Annotated in this window: 19 protein-coding genes and 1 pseudogene; 11 read left to right on the forward strand and 9 right to left on the reverse strand. The window is 68.8% G+C overall.

The genetic code is table 11. The features are described from left to right. The first annotated feature begins 20 nt into the window (after positions 1 to 20). The 5 genes from BM424_RS26015 (at position 21) to BM424_RS28595 (ending at position 3768) form a co-directional block, all read left to right on the forward strand. Positions 21 to 1019, forward strand: coding sequence for a FecCD family ABC transporter permease (locus tag BM424_RS26015; RefSeq protein ID WP_217649843.1), 999 nt, complete (start codon positions 21 to 23; stop codon positions 1017 to 1019). Then, positions 1019 to 2086 (forward strand): FecCD family ABC transporter permease, encoded by a 1068-nt coding sequence (locus tag BM424_RS26020; protein WP_093423516.1) that lies wholly within the window; start codon positions 1019 to 1021, stop codon positions 2084 to 2086. Before BM424_RS26015 ends, BM424_RS26020 begins: the two co-directional genes overlap by 1 nt. 65 nt (positions 2087 to 2151) lie before the next feature. Continuing rightward, positions 2152 to 2970: an ABC transporter ATP-binding protein gene (locus BM424_RS26025; protein ID WP_093423280.1), complete on the forward strand. Its 819-nt coding sequence runs from the start codon at positions 2152 to 2154 to the stop codon at positions 2968 to 2970. 62 nt (positions 2971 to 3032) lie between these two features. After that, complete coding sequence (locus BM424_RS29935) at positions 3033 to 3461, forward strand: transposase (protein WP_139274167.1); 429 nt, start codon at positions 3033 to 3035, stop codon at positions 3459 to 3461. Further along, positions 3370 to 3768, forward strand: coding sequence for a hypothetical protein (locus BM424_RS28595; RefSeq protein WP_175548271.1), 399 nt, complete (start codon positions 3370 to 3372; stop codon positions 3766 to 3768). The genes BM424_RS29935 and BM424_RS28595 overlap by 92 nt, the downstream gene beginning before the upstream one ends. A gap of 170 nt (positions 3769 to 3938) precedes the next feature. On the opposite strand, the gene BM424_RS29840 is transcribed toward BM424_RS28595, so the two are convergent. The 4 genes from BM424_RS29840 to BM424_RS26045 all read right to left on the reverse strand — a co-directional run bounded on the left by BM424_RS29840 (position 3939) and on the right by BM424_RS26045 (position 7190). Then, a complete protein-coding gene (locus BM424_RS29840; protein ID WP_342742654.1) occupies positions 3939 to 4166 on the reverse strand; it encodes a hypothetical protein in 228 nt (75 codons plus the stop codon). Then, positions 4163 to 4972 (reverse strand): tyrosine-type recombinase/integrase, encoded by an 810-nt coding sequence (locus tag BM424_RS26035; protein WP_342742655.1) that lies wholly within the window; start codon positions 4970 to 4972, stop codon positions 4163 to 4165. The genes BM424_RS29840 and BM424_RS26035 overlap by 4 nt, the downstream gene beginning before the upstream one ends. Further along, positions 4969 to 5439, reverse strand: coding sequence for a hypothetical protein (locus BM424_RS26040; RefSeq protein ID WP_093423283.1), 471 nt, complete (start codon positions 5437 to 5439; stop codon positions 4969 to 4971). The genes BM424_RS26035 and BM424_RS26040 overlap by 4 nt, the downstream gene beginning before the upstream one ends. Positions 5440 to 5618: 179 nt before the next feature. Beyond that, the gene (locus BM424_RS26045; protein WP_093423286.1) at positions 5619 to 7190 is read right to left on the reverse strand and encodes a recombinase family protein; all 1572 of its coding nucleotides are present in this window, start codon (positions 7188 to 7190) and stop codon (positions 5619 to 5621) included. Here BM424_RS26045 and BM424_RS29775 point away from each other — a divergent pair. The 4 genes and pseudogenes from BM424_RS29775 to BM424_RS26060 all read left to right on the forward strand — a co-directional run. Next, positions 7099 to 7566: pseudogene (locus BM424_RS29775) on the forward strand (AMP-binding protein); the annotation flags it as partial. The gene BM424_RS26045 and the pseudogene BM424_RS29775 sit on opposite strands and share 92 nt — an antisense overlap. Next, complete coding sequence (locus BM424_RS29780) at positions 7564 to 7992, forward strand: AMP-binding enzyme (RefSeq protein WP_342742656.1); 429 nt, start codon at positions 7564 to 7566, stop codon at positions 7990 to 7992. The pseudogene BM424_RS29775 and the gene BM424_RS29780, both read left to right, overlap by 3 nt. A 115-nt stretch (positions 7993 to 8107) precedes the next feature. After that, positions 8108 to 8914 carry an Abi-alpha family protein gene (locus tag BM424_RS26055; RefSeq protein WP_093423291.1) on the forward strand — a complete coding sequence of 269 codons (807 nt, stop codon included), beginning with the start codon at positions 8108 to 8110 and terminating at the stop codon, positions 8912 to 8914. 75 nt (positions 8915 to 8989) lie between these two features. Continuing rightward, positions 8990 to 10222 (forward strand): DUF445 domain-containing protein, encoded by a 1233-nt coding sequence (locus BM424_RS26060; protein ID WP_093423294.1) that lies wholly within the window; start codon positions 8990 to 8992, stop codon positions 10220 to 10222. Here the strand turns inward: BM424_RS26060 and BM424_RS26065 are convergent. Together BM424_RS26065 and BM424_RS26070 are read right to left on the reverse strand one after the other, a co-directional pair. After that, positions 10219 to 10836, reverse strand: a complete 618-nt coding sequence (locus tag BM424_RS26065) for an acyltransferase (RefSeq protein ID WP_093423297.1) — start codon at positions 10834 to 10836, stop codon at positions 10219 to 10221. The two genes, BM424_RS26060 and BM424_RS26065, sit on opposite strands and share 4 nt — an antisense overlap. A 278-nt stretch (positions 10837 to 11114) precedes the next feature. Beyond that, the gene (locus BM424_RS26070; protein ID WP_093423300.1) at positions 11115 to 11339 is read right to left on the reverse strand and encodes a hypothetical protein; all 225 of its coding nucleotides are present in this window, start codon (positions 11337 to 11339) and stop codon (positions 11115 to 11117) included. 139 nt (positions 11340 to 11478) lie between these two features. On the opposite strand from BM424_RS26070, the gene BM424_RS26075 reads away from it, so the two are divergent. After that, complete coding sequence (locus BM424_RS26075; protein ID WP_093423303.1) at positions 11479 to 11679, forward strand: MerR family transcriptional regulator; 201 nt, start codon at positions 11479 to 11481, stop codon at positions 11677 to 11679. A gap of 734 nt (positions 11680 to 12413) precedes the next feature. On the opposite strand, the gene BM424_RS26085 is transcribed toward BM424_RS26075, so the two are convergent. Further along, the gene (locus tag BM424_RS26085; protein WP_217649845.1) at positions 12414 to 13259 is read right to left on the reverse strand and encodes a helix-turn-helix transcriptional regulator; all 846 of its coding nucleotides are present in this window, start codon (positions 13257 to 13259) and stop codon (positions 12414 to 12416) included. A gap of 102 nt (positions 13260 to 13361) precedes the next feature. Here BM424_RS26085 and BM424_RS26090 point away from each other — a divergent pair, with 102 nt between their 5' ends. Further along, a complete protein-coding gene (locus tag BM424_RS26090; protein ID WP_245776138.1) occupies positions 13362 to 14357 on the forward strand; it encodes an aldo/keto reductase in 996 nt (331 codons plus the stop codon). A 7-nt stretch (positions 14358 to 14364) separates the two neighbouring features. On the opposite strand, the gene BM424_RS26095 is transcribed toward BM424_RS26090, so the two are convergent. After that, entirely contained in the window at positions 14365 to 15162 is a 798-nt protein-coding gene (locus BM424_RS26095; RefSeq protein ID WP_093423311.1) for an SAM-dependent methyltransferase, read from the reverse strand. A gap of 68 nt (positions 15163 to 15230) precedes the next feature. Next, the gene (gene recQ / locus BM424_RS26100) at positions 15231 to 17093 is read right to left on the reverse strand and encodes a DNA helicase RecQ (RefSeq protein ID WP_093423314.1); all 1863 of its coding nucleotides are present in this window, start codon (positions 17091 to 17093) and stop codon (positions 15231 to 15233) included. Between the last annotated feature and the right edge of the window lie 195 nt (positions 17094 to 17288).

Below are 17288 nucleotides of genomic sequence, written 5' to 3' on the forward strand. Positions count from 1 at the left end.
GGCCGGGCAGGATCATCTCAGTGTTGCGATCGCGGTACGCGCTCCTCCTCGGATTGGCGGTCTGCGCGTCGGTTCTGGCCGCAAGCCTCGTCATCAGCCTCAACTTCGGGGTGGCCGGAATCGGCGTGACGGACGTGGTGCGGGCCTTCGCGGACTTCAACGGGTCCCGCGATGACCTCATCGTCCGCACGATCCGGGTTCCGCGTGCGCTCAGCGCGGCGCTGGTCGGATCCTGCCTGGCCGTGGCCGGTGCGCTGATGCAGGGGATCACGCGCAACCCGTTGGCCGATCCCGGGATCCTTGGGATCAACGCCGGAGCGTCCTTCGCCGTGGTGATCACGGTGTTCGTGTTCGGCGCGACCTCGTCGACGACGTTCGCGCTGTTCGCCTTCGTCGGGGCGGCGGTCGCGGCCGTGCTCGTGTACGGGATCGGTTCGGCCGGCCGCGGCCAGATGGGCACGATGCGGTTGGCCATCGCCGGGGCGGCGCTGGCGGCGCTCCTGTCGTCGTTCACCACGGCCACGCTGATCTTCAGCGACCAGACGATGGACACGATCCGGTTCTGGCTGGCCGGCTCGGTGCTCGGGCGCGACCTCGCACTGCTGCAGCAGATATCGCCGTACGTCCTCGTCGGGCTAGGGAGCGCGCTGGCGTTGAGCCGTCAGATCACCGCGCTCATGCTCGGCGAGGACGTGGCCGGCGGGCTGGGTCAGAAGACCGCGCTCACCAAATCACTCGCCGTGCTCTCGGTGGTGCTCCTGGCTGGCAGCGCGGTCGCCGTGGCGGGGCCGGTGGGCTTCATCGGGCTCGTCGTGCCGCACGCCGTGCGCTTCTTCGTCGGCCTGGACTACCGCTGGATCCTGCCCTATTCCGCGATCATCGGAGGGATCGTGCTCCTCGGCGCCGACATCGTGTCGCGAATCGTCCTGGCGCCCCAGGAAATCCCGGTCGGCGTGACGACCGCTCTCCTGGGCGCCCCGTTCTTCATCTACCTGGCGCGCTGCAGGGCACCGCAGTGATGGCACGGCTGAGGTCCCTCGCCTCCCGGACGAACACCGGTGAGGCCGCGCTGCGAGCCGGACCGGTCTCGTTGCGGCTGAACCTGCGCGCGGCACTCGTCTTCCTCGCGCTGTCGTCGGCCGCGTTCGCGGGAGGCGTGGCGAACGTCGGGTACGGCGCCTACCCGGTGCCGCCGCTCGAGGTCGTGCGCACGCTCCTCGGTCTCGCGGACGACAGCGGTCAAGCGTTCGTCATCAACACCCTCCGGCTGCCCCGCGCGCTGGTCGCCGTGGCCGTGGGAGCCGCGCTGGCGGTGAGCGGGGCGATGCTGCAGGGCCTCACGCGCAACGACCTCGCCGCGCCGGACATCATCGGCGTCAACGCCGGGGCGTCGTTGGCCGCGGTGAGCCTGATCGTGGCCGCGCCCGCGGCAGCCACCGCCTACCTGCAGCCGGCGGCGTTGGGCGGGGCGTTCCTCGTGGCCGGGTTGCTGTACGCGCTGGCGTGGCGGGGGAACAGCTCACCGGTGAGGCTGGTGCTCGTCGGAATCGGGCTGAACGCGATCGCCGCCGCCGGCACCACGCTCATGATCACCATCGGCGAGATGCAGCAGGTGTCCTTCGCCCTGATCTGGCTCGCCGGCAGCGTCCACGGTCGCGGCTGGGACGAGCTCCAGTCGTTCGCGCCGTGGTTGGTGGTCCTACTCCCGCTGGCGTTGTTCCTCGCCCGTCGGCTCAACGCGATGAACCTGGGCGACGACGTCGCACGGGTGCTGGGGCTGCGCGTCGAGACGACGCGCGGGCTGCTGCTCCTGGCGAGCGTGGGACTGGCCGGCACTGCGGTGGCCACAGCGGGAGCGGTCGGTTTCGTCGCGCTGATGGCCCCGCACATCGCCCGCCAGCTGGTCGGCTCGTCCTACGGAGCCCTCATCCCCGTGGCGGCGGCGACCGGAGCGGCGATCGTCGTCGGCGCGGACTTCGTCGGGAGAACCCTCTTCGCCCCGGTGGAGATTCCCGCCGGAATCGTGACGGCGGTTCTCGGCGCACCGTTCTTCCTGTACCTGCTCCACCGGAGCAGGAACAAGTAGGTCTCGAGGTTCCGGTTTCACAGAGCGTCTGGAGGGCGAGTGTTCCTGTTGGGGAGGCGAGAGCCGTGAGCGAGCTCAGGACGGAGCGGATCACGCTCGCCTACGACGAAGCCACCGTGATCGCCGATCTTTCCGTCGCCGTACCGGAAGGCCGGATCACCTCGATCATCGGTCCGAACGGCTGCGGGAAGTCCACGCTGCTGCGCGCGATGGCTCGCCTGCTGAAACCCCGCGCGGGCACCGTCCTGCTCGACGGCCAGGCCATCACCGATCTCCCGACGCGCGAGGTCGCGAAGAGATTGGGCGTGCTGCCGCAGGACCCGCGGGCCCCGGAGGGGCTCACCGCCCGCGAACTGGCCGCGCAGGGCCGCTACCCGCACCAGAGCTTCCTGCGGCAGTGGTCCCGGTCCGACGAGCGGGCAGTCGCCCGCGCGCTGGAGATCACCGGCGTGGCCGAGTTCGCCGACCGGGCGCTGGACACGCTGTCCGGCGGCCAGCGCCAGCGCGCCTGGATCGCCATGGCCCTCGCGCAGCAGACCGACGCGCTGCTGCTGGACGAGCCCACCACGTTCCTGGACATGGCCCACCAGCTCGAGGTACTCGAACTGCTCGCCGACCTGAACCGCGACGAGGGCCAGACCGCCGTCATGGTGCTGCACGACCTCAACAACGCCGCCCGCTACTCGCACCACATGATCGCCCTCTGCGAGGGCGCGATCTACGCCGCCGGAACACCGCACGAAGTCATGACCCAGGACATGCTCCGCGACGTCTTCGGCGTCGAGGCCGACATCGTCCACGACCCCCGGAACGGCAGCCCCCAATGCCTGCCCTACCAACTGCTCACCCGGAACCCTTCACAAGAGTCGCGCCGCACCCGCTGAATGGCCTCGTCGACTGGTCTGCCCCGGGTTTGACAGAGTCCGATTGTTGGATTGAGGGTGGCATGGGACGACGTGGGTATCCGCCGGAGTTCCGGCGGAAGGTGCTGGACGTGATCGACGCTGGCCGCAAGGTCGCCGACGTGGCGCATGATCTGGGGATCAGCGATCAGACGTTCTACGCCTGGCGGCGACAGGATCGGAACGACCGGGGCCTGGAGTCCGGGTTGACCAGCGCGGAGAAGGCCGAGCTGACCGCCGCGAAGAAGAGGATCGCCGAGTTGGAGGCCGAGCTGGCGGTGTATCGGCGAGCGACCGAGCTGCTGAAGAAGGAGGTGGTGCCCCCAAAGCCCGCTACGCCGCGATCGCGGGTCGCGGGGTTGACCCTGGAGGAGGTTGCCGGTGCTCGCCGATCCCAACGACGACCCGCCCGATGGGCTCGCGGACTTCCTGGCGGGTTACAACGACATGGTCCACACGGTGCATGGTGCTGACACAGGCCTGCGCTTGCTGGCACTTCGCTCGATCTATACCGCCTTCGAGCTCATCATGACGGAGGAAGCGGAAAGCCAACCCTTGGCGCGCATTGCCTCTGATGCGGCCATGCTGACGGCGAACCTCACCAATGCGTATCGACTTGACCAGCAACAGCCAGCCGATCGCGAAATGCGCGCCGTCGAAAGTTCTGCTGAGTATTTCCTTCGTGCTGTCACCCAAGCCCTCAGCGATTATCGCACATCAACGGCCGCGTCTGTGGCTGAGAAAAACCCCTGCCAGCGTCGACCACGGGACCCAAATTAGCTCCTACGCTAATAACAGGAATCTTCCCGGGAGCGCTTAGATTGCGTGGTGAACTCGCCCGGTAGTTGATGGACCAACAGTATTAAACCGGGGTTGTCACTGCTGGCTCGTGTTAGGGGGCCGTTCACCACGAGCCGGCCGAGCGTGCGCCTTCCGAGTGCGGTGGTTGGTCAGCCCGTTCGGCTGGTAGCGAGTGGGTGGGGTTCGCCGGTGAGGGTGGCCAGGGCGGTGGCGATTTCGGTCATGCCGGCGCGGGTGTAGGCGGCGGTGGTTCCGGTGTCGCTGTTGGTGGTGGTGTGGCCTGCGTAGGCGCGGGCGATGGCGTAGCCGTGGTTGCGTTCGACCCAGGTGAGGGTGGTGTGGCGGAGCCAGTGGGTGCTGACTCCTTGGGTGGTCACCCAGGGGAGGTGGTGCCGATGCGGGTCCAGAGGTGGTCGTAGCGGCGTCTGGTGATGGGTGTCCCGTTGCGGTAGCGCAGAAGCTGGTCAGTGGGTTTCGTAGTGCCGCGCTGCTGAGCATGCTCGCGCAGGTGGGTCATGAGGGTGGGGGAAACGGGCTGCCAACGGACGGTTTCGCCTTTTTCGTGGAGGCGGATGAGGCATTGGTCCGGGTCGAGGTCGCGGAGGGTGAGGACGAGGGCTCCGCCGCGGCGGCAGGCGGTTTCGATGTGCAGGCGCAGGATGAGGGTGTCGAGTGCGGGGTCGTCGCCGGTGGTGGCGGCGATGTGGTTGATCTCGTTGAGTCGGTTGTCGGTGAGTCCTCGTCGGGTGCTGGCGAGCCTGCGGGGTTTGGTGGCGTTCTTGGCGGGGTTGTCTCCTTCGGTGATGAGGTTGTCGGCGACGGCGTGGTTGTAGAGGCAGCGGATGGCGGCGATGAGGTGCTCGGCCGCACCCCGTCCGCCGCGGGCGTTGCGGCGCACGACGACCTGGGAGCGGACGGCTTCGGCGAGTTGTTGGATCTCCAGGGTGGTGGGTTCGTCGAGGTGCCGGTCGCCCCAGTGTTCGAGGATCCTGTTCCAGTACGTGCCATACACGCGCTTGGTGCCAGGGGAGACGGCTTTGGCGACCTCGGGGATGTAATCGGCGAACGTCGGAGCCTGCGGCTTCGGTGCGGCTGCACCGAGGAGGTCTTCGGGGGTGACGCCCATCTTGGCCAGCAGCAGGCGAGCGGCGTCGAGTTCGGGCGCGTCGGGGTGGTGGGTCATGGGGTGTCAGCTCCGGGGGTGTGGAAGGCGGCGACCATCGCGTCGAGAGCGCGCATGGTGTGGATCAGAAGAAGGCCGGGATCCGGGGCGGCGGCCAGCAGCAGCCGGTCGCCGGGGTTCAGGCCGCACCAGCGGCGCACCGCCGCCGACAGCGGGAGGTGGGCGCGGCGGGCGAGGGTGAACACCCCGTCGGGGTCGGCCTGGACGGTCACCGTGGTGTTGGAGAGCACATCCAGGCGCATCCGTCGCCCGGCTTGCCAGCCCAGGGCGTTGACGATGCTGCTGTCGGCGATGCGGCCTTGGGCGTCGAGGGAGGCGATCCGATAAACCATCGAGGTCGTACTCGGCAGTGCGGCCAGCTGCGTGAGCGGCACCCGCCGGGCCGTGCCGCGCGCGGCGATCAACTCGGCGCGCTCATCCACCGACAGCGGATGCAGCTCGATCGCGGGAACAGTCCGGTCAGCCACGGCTGCCACCCCCGAGCCAGGACTCTGTGGCAGAAGACGCGACGAGACGGCGGATGCAATGCACCTCGCCGTCTCGCGTTTGAAACCATCTGTGGTGTCGTGGGACGGATCCCACCCACTGGTGTCCGAGGGCGGACTTGAACCCGGCAGAGGACGATCAGACTGATGTGAGGCTGGTGCTATTTCCAGTCGATTTGAACTGATTCTTCCATGGTTGCCCAGGGGCCTCGCTTGTTGGGAAGCAGTGTGACGGTGCAGAGCGCGTCGATGGTGCCTCGCTTCAGGTCAAGGTCGGAATCGAGAAAACGTTGCCCGGGATCGTCGGTTCCGGATAGGTAGGCGAGTTCGTCGCGACCGAGCCGGGCGAGTTCGTCGTTGATTGCGTTGAGTCGGGAGGTCAGCGCCTGTGTCGCAGTTTGGACTTGCCCGGCGGTGAGGAGGCCTTGGGCATAGTCGACGCCCAGTCCATCGAGGCGTTGTCGAAGGCCGGCGGCGGTAGTGCGTAGCTCTGCGGCCCTTTGCTTGTTCTCCTGGCCAGCGAGGAGTTCGATGATGTCATCGCGGCGGAGGCGGGCGGCGACGGTGGTCAAGACGTAGGCGTCGACCTTGTCAGCACGGCGGCTGTTATGTCCGGTTAGCCTACATCGGTAGCCGCGGACTCTGTTGGGCATGTAGTCGGATTTCACGCGTGCGCCGCACTGGCCGCAGACAAAGAGGTTGCCACCTATCCAGCGTCGCGCGGTTCCGTCCTGGGCGCGTCGCCCTGGATCGGCAAGCAGTTGTGTCGCGGCTTGCCAGGTCTCTTCACTAACGATGGGGTCCCACTGTGTCGCGATGTCGAGGCGCTCGCCCTTGTAGAACCGCACGCCGGCATTGCGCGGGTTGCGCAGCACGGAGCGAACTGATGTTCGTGTCCACGTGTTGCCTCGCGCGGTTCGGAATCCTTCTTCGTTGAGCTCATGCGCCATTCGTCCGAGCGTGCGACCTGCGAACAGGCCTTCGTAGAGGCGCTGCACGGCGGCCCGTTCGGCCTCGATCTGCTCGTTGGGGACCGCGTGTCGTTCCTTGCCGAGCGGGGTCTCTACCCAGTGGCGTCGCGGATGCCCGAACGCCGATCGGGAGGGTGGTTTGCCCTCGTAGGCTGCCGCCTTCGCGGAGCGGGCAATCCGGCCTGACATCTTGCCGCTTTCGTACTCGCTATCGACCGCGTCTTCGAGCAGCGATCTGCGGTCACGGGGATTGCTGGGGTCGTAGGTCCGGCCGTGGGTGGTGACGCGGACGAGGACACCCTGCTCCTCAAGCAGGTCGCAGAGCAAGACCCATTCACCGACCCGTCGAGATCCACGGGACGACTCCCAGATGATCAGCACGTCGGCGTCGAATCGCTTCCCTTGCAGATCCGCGATGAGCTCGTCGTAGCCCTCGCGCGCCTTCTTGGAGTACGCGAGGCCGAGATGGATGTGTCCTCGTAACGGCGGCCCAAGACCCAGCCTTGACGTGCGGCGTCGGCGGCGTTGTCGGTGTGCTGCTCGGTGTTCGAGCGCGCCCTGCCTGACCGGTCGTATGACACCCGCAGGTACTCGCGCGCCCTCAACGGGGTCGGATCGCTGCTCATGAAGCCAAGGTAGTTCAAGACAGTAGAGAAACGGCTGGTGCTTCCCCTGGGCGGTGACCGCGGCCGGCGGGGTGCACCACTGCCTGCGGAAGGTCGATCCCGGCGCGATCTGGGAGGCGATCGACCGGGAGGGCATCACGCACTTCTGCGCCGCGCCGACCGTGCTGGCGATGCTCGCCGAGCATCCCGACGCCCACCACCTCGATCACGTGCTGCGGGTCTTCGCCGGTGGGGCTCCGCCGTGGCCGTCGCTGCTGGCGCGGATGGGCGAGCTCGGCTTCGACATCCGCCACCTCTACGGACTCACCGAGACCTTCGGGCCCGCCGTGGTCTGCGAGTGGCAGCCCGAGTGGGACGACGCCGATCCCGAGAGCCGAGCGCGGCTGATCGCGCGGCAGGGCATCGCCAACGTCATCGCCGAACCGGTGCGCGTCACCGACCCGGAGGGGCGCGAGGTGCCCGCCGACGGGCGAACTCCCGGCGAGATCCTGCTGCGCGGCAACGACGTGATGCTCGGCTACTACCGGGACCCCGAGGCCACCGACAACGCCACGCTCGACGGTTGGTTCCGCAGCGGTGACCTCGGCGTTCGCCATCCCGACGGGTACGTGGAGCTGCGCGACCGGATCAAGGACGTGATCATCTCCGGCGGCGAGAACATCACCTCCATCGAGGTCGAGAACGCCCTCACCGCGCACCCCGACGTCGTGGAGGCCGCGGTCGTCGCCGCGCCGCACGACAAGTGGGGAGAGGTCCCGGTCGCCTTCGTCAGCCTCCGGGAGGGCGCTTCGGCGGGGGAGGGGGAGCTGATCGAGTTCGTCCGGTCGCGGATCGCGGCGTTCAAGGCGCCGAAGAAGATCGTCTTCGGGGAGCTGCCGAAGACCTCCACCGGCAAGCTGCAGAAGAACGTGCTGCGTGCGAAGGCCATATCCGAATAGAACCGTGACACCCCCGGTCTGGTCCGCGCGGGGTCGGTCAGGCCATACTCGCCCTCATCGTTGATCCATCCGAGGCAACGGATCACGAGCGATCGGGGTAGACGTAGGGGGCCGCGTGACAGGGGAGATCGAGCTCAGCCGCAGAGCCGATGAGCAGCACGGCGATGAGGGGTCGGCGGGTTCGAACGTGCTGGGCGGCCTGCTCGGGTTGGCCGGCCGCGTCGGCCGCGACGTCGCGCGCACAGGCATGGGGCTGGTGCGGGAGCTGCCGGGCGGCGTCGAGGTGGAACGCCAGGTGCAGGCCATCGAGAAGGCCGTGTCCACCGGTGTGCGGGTGTGGCTGGAGTCCGTCGACGATCCCGTGCCCGGCGAGGACGCCGAGCCCGAGGACGACGAGGACGAGGGCGAACCGGTCCAGGACGGGTTGCGCGAGGCGATGTCCGAGCTGCTGTTCCGCTCGGCGACCGCGACCAAGGCCGAGGCCCGCGAGCACCTCTACGCCGGGATCCTGCGGATCATCACGCCTGATGAGGCGCGCATCCTGGCCGGTCTCGGCGACGGCGCTGCGTACCCGGTGGTGGACGTCGTCGAGCGCTCGGGCATCGGCGGGGCGAGCCGGTACGTGCTCCGCAACGGCTCCACGGTCGGCCGCGCGGTGGGGGTGGCGCTGCACGACGAGGTGCCGCACTACCTGACCCGGCTGCAGGCGCTGGGGCTCGTCGAGATCGGCGCCGAGCTCGACGCGATGGACGACCAGTACGAGATCCTGCAGACCGAGTCCCGGATCCGAGAAGCGCTGCGCTCGGCGAAATCCACCAAGGTCGTGCGCCGCAGCGTGCGGATGTCCGAACTCGGCACGCGGTTCTGGCGCCGCTGCGATCCGACCCTGATACCCGGGGTCGAGGACGCGTTGAAAGCGTAACCGCGCGAGGTAAGGTCACTGCCACTGTGTCATCGCGCACAGGTGGTTCAGGGGTTTTTCGGGGAAGGGTGTGCGATGGGAGCGATCCTCCAGGACTTCAACCAGCACTGGATGCTCTACCTCTCCATCCCCGTCGTAGCGGCCTTGATCGGTTACGTCACCAAGATCCTGGCCATCAAGATGATGTTCTACCCGGTGGAGTTTCGGGGCAAGAAGCCGTTCCTGGGCTGGCAGGGCATCGTGCCCAAGCACGCGGCGAAGATGGCCGGCATCGCCTGCGACACGCTCACCGAGCAGCTGCTCACACCGCAGGAGGTGGTGTCGCGGCTGGATCCCGAGCGCATCGTCAACGAGGTCGAGGGCCCGCTGCGGCAGGCGATCGAGGAGATCGTCGAGGAGGTCGCCTCCACCTATCAGCCGGGCATGTGGGAGGCGCTGCCGAAGGCCGTGCGGCGGGCGATGATCCAGCGCGTCCAGAACGACGCGCCGCGGATGCTCACCGAGATCATGGACGAGATCAAGTCCGATGTGGACAACGTCTTCGACCTCAAGGCGATGGTCGTCACCGCGTTGGTGCGCGACAAGGAGCTGCTGAACCGGATCTTCCTGGAGGCCGGTGACAAGGAGTTCCAGTTCATTCGGCGCTCCGGCGCGGTGTTCGGGTTCGTCATCGGCCTGGTGCAGATGTCGGCGTGGGTGCTGTTCAAGGCGCCGATCCTGATGCCGATGTTCGGCCTGTTCACCGGGTGGTTCACCGACTGGCTCGCGCTGAAGATGATCTTCCGCCCGCAGCAGCCGACGACCTACTTCGGGCTGTTCGAGTGGCAGGGCCTGTTCCTCAAGCGCCGCAAGGAGGTCTCCGAGGCCTACGGCGAGCTCATCGCCCGGGAGATCGTGACGCCGCGCAACATCATCGAGGCGGTCCTGCGCGGCCCGCTGTCGGACAAGGTGCTGGCGCTGGTCACGCGCAAGGTCGACGAGGAGCTCAACCGGCGCACCAGCATCGCCAAACCGCTGGTGGTCTTCGCCGTCGGCGGGCGCCGCTACCAGGACCTCAAGGGCCGCATCGCCGAGATGGTCATGGGCAAGCTGCCCGAGACGATGAGCTACATCGAGGACTACGCTGCCGACGCGATGGACATCCGCAACACCCTGGTCAGCAAGATGCAGCAGCTCGACGCCGAGGAGTTCGAGGAGCTGCTGCGTCCGGCCTTCCGGGAGGAGGAGTGGATGCTCATCGCCACCGGCGCCCTGCTCGGCTTCGCCGTCGGTGAGGTGCAGGTCGTGGCTCTGGAGTTCCTGACCTAGACGGCGTCGGCCTCGACCGGGGAGTGGGTGCGGATCACGCGCGCGGGAACACCCGCGAGCACGCTGTTCGGCGGGTACACCCCGGCGGTGACCTGGGCGCCGGAGGCGACGATGGAGTTCTCGCCGATCTGCGCCCCGGCGAGGATGACCGAACCGGTGCTGATCACCGTCCCGGAACCGATGGTCACCGGCCGGACCGGCAGCGGCCACTGCGCGGCGACGGGCACGTCGGTGAGGTCGTGGCGGTGGTGGTGATCGACGATGGTCACGCGGCTGGAGGTCCACACGTCGTCGCCGAGCACCACCGAGGACATCGCGAGGATCTCGGAGTTGCGCCCGAGCACGCAGCGATCACCCATGACGATCATCGGCTCGCCGTCGCCCAGCGCGGCCCCGGGGAGTCCGGCGGAGAGCACGGTGTGCTCGTTGATGATGCAGCCGTCCCCGATGTGGACGCGTTCGGTCCCGGTCAGCGCTCCCTGCGGGAACGCCAGGTGACTCCGCGCCCCCAGCGCGCCGAAGCGACGTCCTTCACGGGTGCGCGCGGTGATCGCCGCGCCGTTGCGCGCCCACTGCCACCACGCCCGGGTCAGCCGACCCAACCAACGACTCATCGCTCGACCTCGAAGAACAGCGCCACCAGAGCTCCAACCCAACCCCGCCCGAACGGGCCTACCCGGCAGTAGGAGAAGTACTGTAACCCGGCGAACGCCCACGCCTCGATCCCCAGGTGCCCCTCCGCCAGGTCGATCGGTCGCCGGGGCGGTGATGGTCGCCAGGGGACAGTTTTAGTCCAAATTGCCCAAGGGTGATGCCCGAAATGTCCGGACAGTTCTCACTAAAACTGTCCACGGCTCAGGACCTCCACCCAGAACTCGCCCCCGAAGAGCGCTCACCGCTGCTCCAACTTGAGGGTGTCGTAGCAGCTGGGGCAGGTGGGGTGGCAGATCCAGTCCATCTCCGAGGGCTTGGCCATCGCGACCTCCTGGCCGCAGACCGTGGTACCGGTGTGCTCGCCCTCCCAGCGGGGTCCGCGGAAGGCGTGCCGAGTGCCGCTGCACTGCGACGAGTCGGGGATGGGTAGCCAGTAGTGGCGGGTGGAGGGCGGGGGAGTCAATTCGTCTGCCTGCCTTTCGCGGCCCGTGCGGAGGTTCGGCGGTGAGCTCGAACTGGGACAACTGAGCCATCGTAAGACAAAGAAAGCCAACTGAGAGCTGAAGTGAGCCAATCGGGGACATCTGTGACACGTTTGGTGAATGCCGCAGCCGAAGTTGCTCACCAGCAGTCAGCTGGCCTTGGAGCTCGGGGTGAGTCGTCGGAGCATCGCGCGGTACGTCCAGGCGGGCGTCCTGGTGCCTGAGATCTACACGCCAGGTGGCCAAGCGAGGTTCGACCTCGAGGCTTCGAAGCGCCAGCTCCGCGAGTACACCCGCACAACGCGCGAGCAGCGCGGCTGAGGTCGCGCGCACTGGAAGGCGGCGTGGACGTCCCGGGTTGGTCCGAGGTCTGGGGATCTGCGAGGTGGTGGAGAACGTTGGGACAGTTTTCATGAAAACTGTCCCAACCCACAGCGTCGGGGGCGTCGGGTTGGAAGGAGGTGGACCGGACGGCGGGGGGCTGTCCGGTCCACCTCGGCTCGGGGGCTCCTACGGGAGGAGCGGGGCCTCTGCTGCGGGGGCGGCGGCAGGGGCCGGCTCTTCGGGGGCGGGGGCTGCGAGTGCCTGAGTGGTCGGGGCGATCGCGGCCATGACCAGCACTGCGGCGGCGGCCAGGCCGTGGGTCAGGCGGCTGGGGTCCTCGCGGGTGGACTCCGGCAGCAGTGTGAGGAGACGCTGGCGGAACACGGCTTCCTTTCGGGGTCGCAACGGCTACCGGGTGGGGACGAGCCCGGGAGCGGTCGCAGCCGATCGGGGGTCTCAACTGCGTCGGGGGCGGCTGGCTGCCGTGACCGTTCCGTAACTCGCCTGACCGAAGGTAACCACGGGTAGTCGTGGCTTCAAGGAGCTCTCACGCGAACAGGGGATGCCCAGGGCTGATAACCGTGGTCGGTCGCAGAGGGTGACCGAAAGTGTTCATGTGCGACCAGGGAAAACGTCCCGGCGCACGACCTGCTGTGCGGTCCGTCACAGATTGCGAAAACACCAGGTCAGAGCCCCTTTTCGGTCGATGCCGTGTTCGACGGCACCGCGCGTCAGGGGGTGGGGTGGAGGTCCTGGGTGCCGATGACGCGGAGGAGGTTGAGCTTGTCCCGGGCGTCGGTGCCCTCGGTGGGGAAGTAGGCGAGCAGCTTGAGGTCGGAGTCGGGGGTGAGCAGCGTTTCGCAGCTGACGTCGACCTCGCCGACCTCCGGGTGCAGGAACCGCTTGCGGTCCTTGTGGCGGACGGCGACCTCGTGTCGCTCCCAGAGCTCGCGGAACTCGGCGCTGCGGGCCAGCAGGTCCTCGACCAGGCCGGTGATGTCGGCTTCGCCCGCGCGGCGCGCGTAGGTGGCGCGCAGGTCGCTCACGTGGGCCGCGGAGTGGTGCGCTCGGTCCTCCTCCGGCATCCCGCGGCGCATCTCGGGATCGGTGAACCAGCGCCAGACGACGCTGCGGTGCTTGTCGCCGGGCCGTCGCTGATCGCCCATGAGCGCCACCGCCAGCGGGTTCTGCCAGAGGATCTCGTTGAGATCGCTGCAGATCGTCACCGGCACATCGGTGAGCCGGTCGGCCAGGCTGATCAGGCCCGGCCGGATGTGCCCGCCCGCGCGACGCGGCGGCGGGGTCAGGCCCACCAGGTGGAACAGGTGGTCGCGCTCGTCGAGGGTGAAGCGCAGCGCGCGGGCCAGCGCCGCCACGACCGGCTCCGACGGGTGCGAGCCGCGCTGCTGCTCCAGGCGCGTGTAGTAGTCGGTGGAGATCCCGGCCAGCTGCGCCACCTCGTCGCGGCGCAGGCCCGGCGTGCGGCGGCGGACGCCCTCGGGCAGGCCCACGTCGGCCGGCCGCAGCAGCGCGCGGCGCCTGCGCAGGAAGTCGGCGAGTCCCGGTCGATCGATCACGCCTCCCATCATCGACCCGCCGCTGCCCGCCAGCCAGGGAGAGCCCGTCCCCGGATGAACCGGGCCTGGGCGGTGCGCCCGGGCCGGGACCACAGTGGTGGCATGACACAACGAACTCAGCTCCGCACCCGCCGCCTCGGCGCCACCGGGCCCAGCGTCAGCTCGCCCGGACTCGGCTGCATGGGCCTGTCCGGCGCCTACGGGCGCACCGACGACGCCGAGAGCGTGCGCGTCATCCACTCCTACCTCGACGCCGGCGGCACCCTGCTCGACACCGGCGACTTCTACGGTCACGGGCACAACGAGATGCTCATCGGCCGCGCCCTGGCCGACCGCGACCGCGACGCGGTCGTGCTCTCGGTCAAGTTCGGCGCCCTGCGCGGGCCCGACGGCGCCCCGGTCGGCTACGACGCGCGGCCCGAGGCGATGCAGAACTTCCTGACCTACTCGCTCAACCGGCTCGGCGTCGACCACGTCGACGTCTACCGCCCGGCCCGGCTCGACCCGAACGTCCCCATCGAGGACACCGTCGGCGCGATCGCCGAGATGGTCGACAAGGGCTACGTCCGCCACATCGGCCTCAGCGAGGTCGGCGCCGAGACCATCCGGCGCGCCGCCGCCGTCGCCCCGATCAGCGACCTGCAGATCGAGTACTCGCTGCTCACCCGCGGGATCGAGGACGAGATCCTGCCGACCTGCCGCGAGCTCGGCATCGGCATCACCGCCTACGGCGTGCTCTCCCGCGGGCTCATCGGCGGCAGCGGCGCCGTGGACGGCGGGCTGCGCGCCATGCCGCGCTTCCAGGACGGCAACCGCGAGCACAACGAGGCGCTGGTGGCGCGGGTGCGCGAGATCGCGGCCGAGAAGGACGCGACCGTCGCGCAGCTGGCCATCGCGTGGGTCGCCGCGCAGGGCGAGGACGTGCTGCCGGTCATCGGCGCCCGCAGGCCCGGCCAGATCGACACGATGATCGCGAGCAACGACGTGCACCTCGACGCCGCCGACCTCGCCCGGCTCGGCGAGCTCATCCCGCGCGACGCGGTGCGCGGCGACCGCTACCCGAGCGTGCACATGGCCGCGCTCGACAGCGAGAAGTAGTCCGCGCTCAGGGCTTCCGGGCGATCAGCCCGTACTGCGGGACGCTCGGCTCGGACGGGTCCGGGTTGTGCCAGCGGGCGCAGGAGACGATGCCCGGCTCGACGAGCTCCAGATCGTCGACGAACCCGGCGATGTCGTCGTGACCGCGCGCGGTGATCGGGGGAGTGGCGTTCTTGTTCCAGAACGCCATCGCCTCCCGGTTGGCCTCTCCGTCGAGCTCGGTGGTGGGGTGGCTGATCACCACGTAGGAACCCGAGGGGATCGCCCCGACCAGGCGGCGGACGATGTCGCGGGCCTGGTCGGTGTCGGAGATGAAGTTGAGGATGCCCAGCAGCATCACCGCCATCGGCTGCTGGAAGTTCAGCGTCCGCGAGGCGGCCTGCAGGATCTCCTCGGTGTGCCGGGCGTCGGCCTCGACGTAGTCGGTGCGCCCGGCCGCCGAGCTGGTCAGCAGCGCGCGGGCGTGGGTGAGCACCAGCGGATCGTTGTCCACGTAGACCACGTGCGATTCGGGTGCGATCTGCTGCGCCACCTGGTGGGTGTTGTCGGCGGTGGGCAGGCCGGTGCCGATGTCGAGGTACTGGCGGATGCCGGCCTCACCCGCCAGGAAGCTCACCGCGCGCTTGAGGAACGCGCGGTCGGCGCGGGCGACGTCGGCGATCAGCGGGAACATGCTGTGGATGTGCTCACCGACCTGGCGGTCGACCTCGTAGTGGTCCTTGCCGCCCAGCCAGTAGTTCCACACCCGCGCGTTGTGCGCGACCGTGGTGTTCACACCCCGCAGCGGGGGCCAGTTCTCGCTCATCGGCGCGTTCTCCTCGATGCCACCGGTTCAGGCCTGTCGGCGGAGTGTAAACGCCCGGCCACCTCAGCTCATTCCGCCGGATCGGGCGCCGCGAGGGCCTCCAGCACGCCCTGGCCGTAGCGGTTGAGCTTGCCCTCGCCGACGCCGCTGATCGTCGCCAGTTCGTCCAACGTGGACGGTTGCACGGTGGCGATCTGCTTCAGCGTCGAGTCGTGGAAGATGATGAACGGCGCCTTGCCCTCCTCGCGGGCCACCTCCATGCGCCACGCCCGCAACTTCTGGAACACCGGCTCCACCTCGGGCGGCATGTCCACCGGGGCGCGCTTGGAGTCGCGGGCCTTGGCCTTGGCAGCGGGGGTCTTCTTCGGCTCGGTGCGCAGCCAGACCTGCCGCGGGTCCTCCCGGCGCAGCACCTCGGAGCTGGTGTCGGTGAGCACCAGCGTGCCGTAGTCGCCCTCCACCGCCAGCAGGCTCTGGGCCAGCAGCTGCCGGATGACGCCGCGCCACTCCGCGTCGCTGAGGTCGGAGCCGACGCCGAACACGCTGAGCTCGTCGTGCCGGAACTGCTCGACCTTCTGGGTCTTCTTGCCGCGCAGGATGTCGATGATCTGCCCGGCGCCGAACTTCTGGTTGCGCTCGCGCTGCAACCGCACCACGGCCGACAGCAGCTTCTGCGCGGCGACCGTGCCGTCCCAGGACTCCGGCGGGCTCAGGCAGGTGTCGCAGTTGCCGCACGGCTCGGCGTCGGGCTGGCCGAAGTAGTCGAGCAGCCGGGCACGGCGGCACGACACCGTCTCGCACAGCGCGAGCATCGAGTCCAGGTGCCTGCTCTGGGTGCGCCGGTGCGCCTCGTCGCCCTCGGAGTTGTCGATGAGCTTGCGCTGCTGCACTACGTCCTGCAGGCCGTAGGCCATCCAGGCGGTGGAGGGCAGTCCGTCGCGGCCTGCCCGGCCGGTCTCCTGGTAGTAGCCCTCGATGGACTTGGGCAGGTCCAGGTGCGCCACGAACCGCACGTCGGGCTTGTCGATGCCCATCCCGAAGGCGATGGTGGCGACCATGACCAGCCCGTCCTCGCGCAGGAACCGGGCCTGGTGCTTGGCGCGGATCTCCTTGTCCAGCCCCGCGTGGTACGGCAGGGCGGTCACGCCGTTGGCGGTGAGGAACTCGGCGGTGCGCTCCACCTCGGCGCGGGAGAGCCGGTAGACGATGCCGGACTCGCCCAGGTGCTCGGTCTGCAGCAGCTGCAGCAGCTGCCTGCGCGCGTCGGTCTTGGGCGCGATCCGGTACTGGATGTTGGGGCGGTCGAAGTCGGAGACGAAGTGCCGCGCCTCGGTCAACTGCAACCGGTTCGCGATCTCGTCGCGGGTGGCCGGGGTGGCGGTGGCGGTCAGCGCGATGCGCGGCACGTCGGGCCAGCGCTCGTGCAGCACCGACAGCGCCAGAAAGTCGGGCCGGAAGTCGTGGCCCCACTGGGCGACGCAGTGGGCCTCGTCGATGGCGAACACGCCGACCTCGCCGCGCGCCAGCAGCTCCAGCGTGGAGTCCAGCCGCAGTCGCTCGGGGGCGAGGTAGAGCAGGTCGAGCTCGCCGGACAGGAAGGCGTCCTCGGTCTCGCGGCGCTGCTGGTAGCTCTGCGTGGAGTTGAGGAATCCCGCGCGCACGCCGAGCGCGGCCAGCGCGTCCACCTGGTCCTGCATCAGGGCGATCAGCGGCGAGACCACGATGCCCACACCGGGCCTGACCAGCGCCGGGATCTGGTAGCACAGCGACTTGCCGCCACCGGTGGGCATCAGCACCAACGCGTCGCCACCGGCGACGACGTGGTCGATGATCTCCTGCTGCGTGCCCCGGAAGGAGTCGTAGCCGAAGACCCGCTGCAGGACCTTCAGGGGTTCGGTGGACGGGTCGGTCGCGGTTTCGGGAGACGCCACGGCGGGAATCTTACGCAGGACGCCGGACGGCCTCGGGTGCCCACACGCCACCGGTGAGTCGGGCCGGAACGAGAGCGGGCTGTGAGCTGTGCCAACCGTGGGGTGTGTCGCGGTTTCGCTGGAATACTTCGTAAGGAAGACTCGTTCCCGAAAGTAGTTGAAGCTCGTAACAAATGACTGCGGGCTCGGGCTCAG

This window comes from Saccharopolyspora flava (assembly GCF_900116135.1).
Taxonomy (GTDB): Bacteria; Actinomycetota; Actinomycetes; order Mycobacteriales; family Pseudonocardiaceae; genus Saccharopolyspora; species Saccharopolyspora flava.

Excerpts from the sequence above, each read along its gene's own strand:
- BM424_RS26020 (WP_093423516.1), top strand. The coding sequence starts at position 1,019 with ATGGCACGGCTGAGGTCCCTCGCCTCCCGGACGAACACCGGTGAGGCC.
- BM424_RS29935 (WP_139274167.1), top strand. The coding sequence starts at position 3,033 with ATGGGACGACGTGGGTATCCGCCGGAGTTCCGGCGGAAGGTGCTGGAC.
- BM424_RS26035 (WP_342742655.1), bottom strand. The coding sequence starts at position 4,972 with ATGACCCACCACCCCGACGCGCCCGAACTCGACGCCGCTCGCCTGCTG.
- BM424_RS26045 (WP_093423286.1), bottom strand. The coding sequence starts at position 7,190 with ATGCCCTCCCGGTCGATCGCCTCCCAGATCGCGCCGGGATCGACCTTC.
- BM424_RS29780 (WP_342742656.1), top strand. The coding sequence starts at position 7,564 with ATGCTCGGCTACTACCGGGACCCCGAGGCCACCGACAACGCCACGCTC.
- BM424_RS26060 (WP_093423294.1), top strand. The coding sequence starts at position 8,990 with ATGGGAGCGATCCTCCAGGACTTCAACCAGCACTGGATGCTCTACCTC.
- BM424_RS26065 (WP_093423297.1), bottom strand. The coding sequence starts at position 10,836 with ATGAGTCGTTGGTTGGGTCGGCTGACCCGGGCGTGGTGGCAGTGGGCG.
- BM424_RS26075 (WP_093423303.1), top strand. The coding sequence starts at position 11,479 with ATGCCGCAGCCGAAGTTGCTCACCAGCAGTCAGCTGGCCTTGGAGCTC.
- BM424_RS26090 (WP_245776138.1), top strand. The coding sequence starts at position 13,362 with ATGACACAACGAACTCAGCTCCGCACCCGCCGCCTCGGCGCCACCGGG.
- BM424_RS26095 (WP_093423311.1), bottom strand. The coding sequence starts at position 15,162 with ATGAGCGAGAACTGGCCCCCGCTGCGGGGTGTGAACACCACGGTCGCG.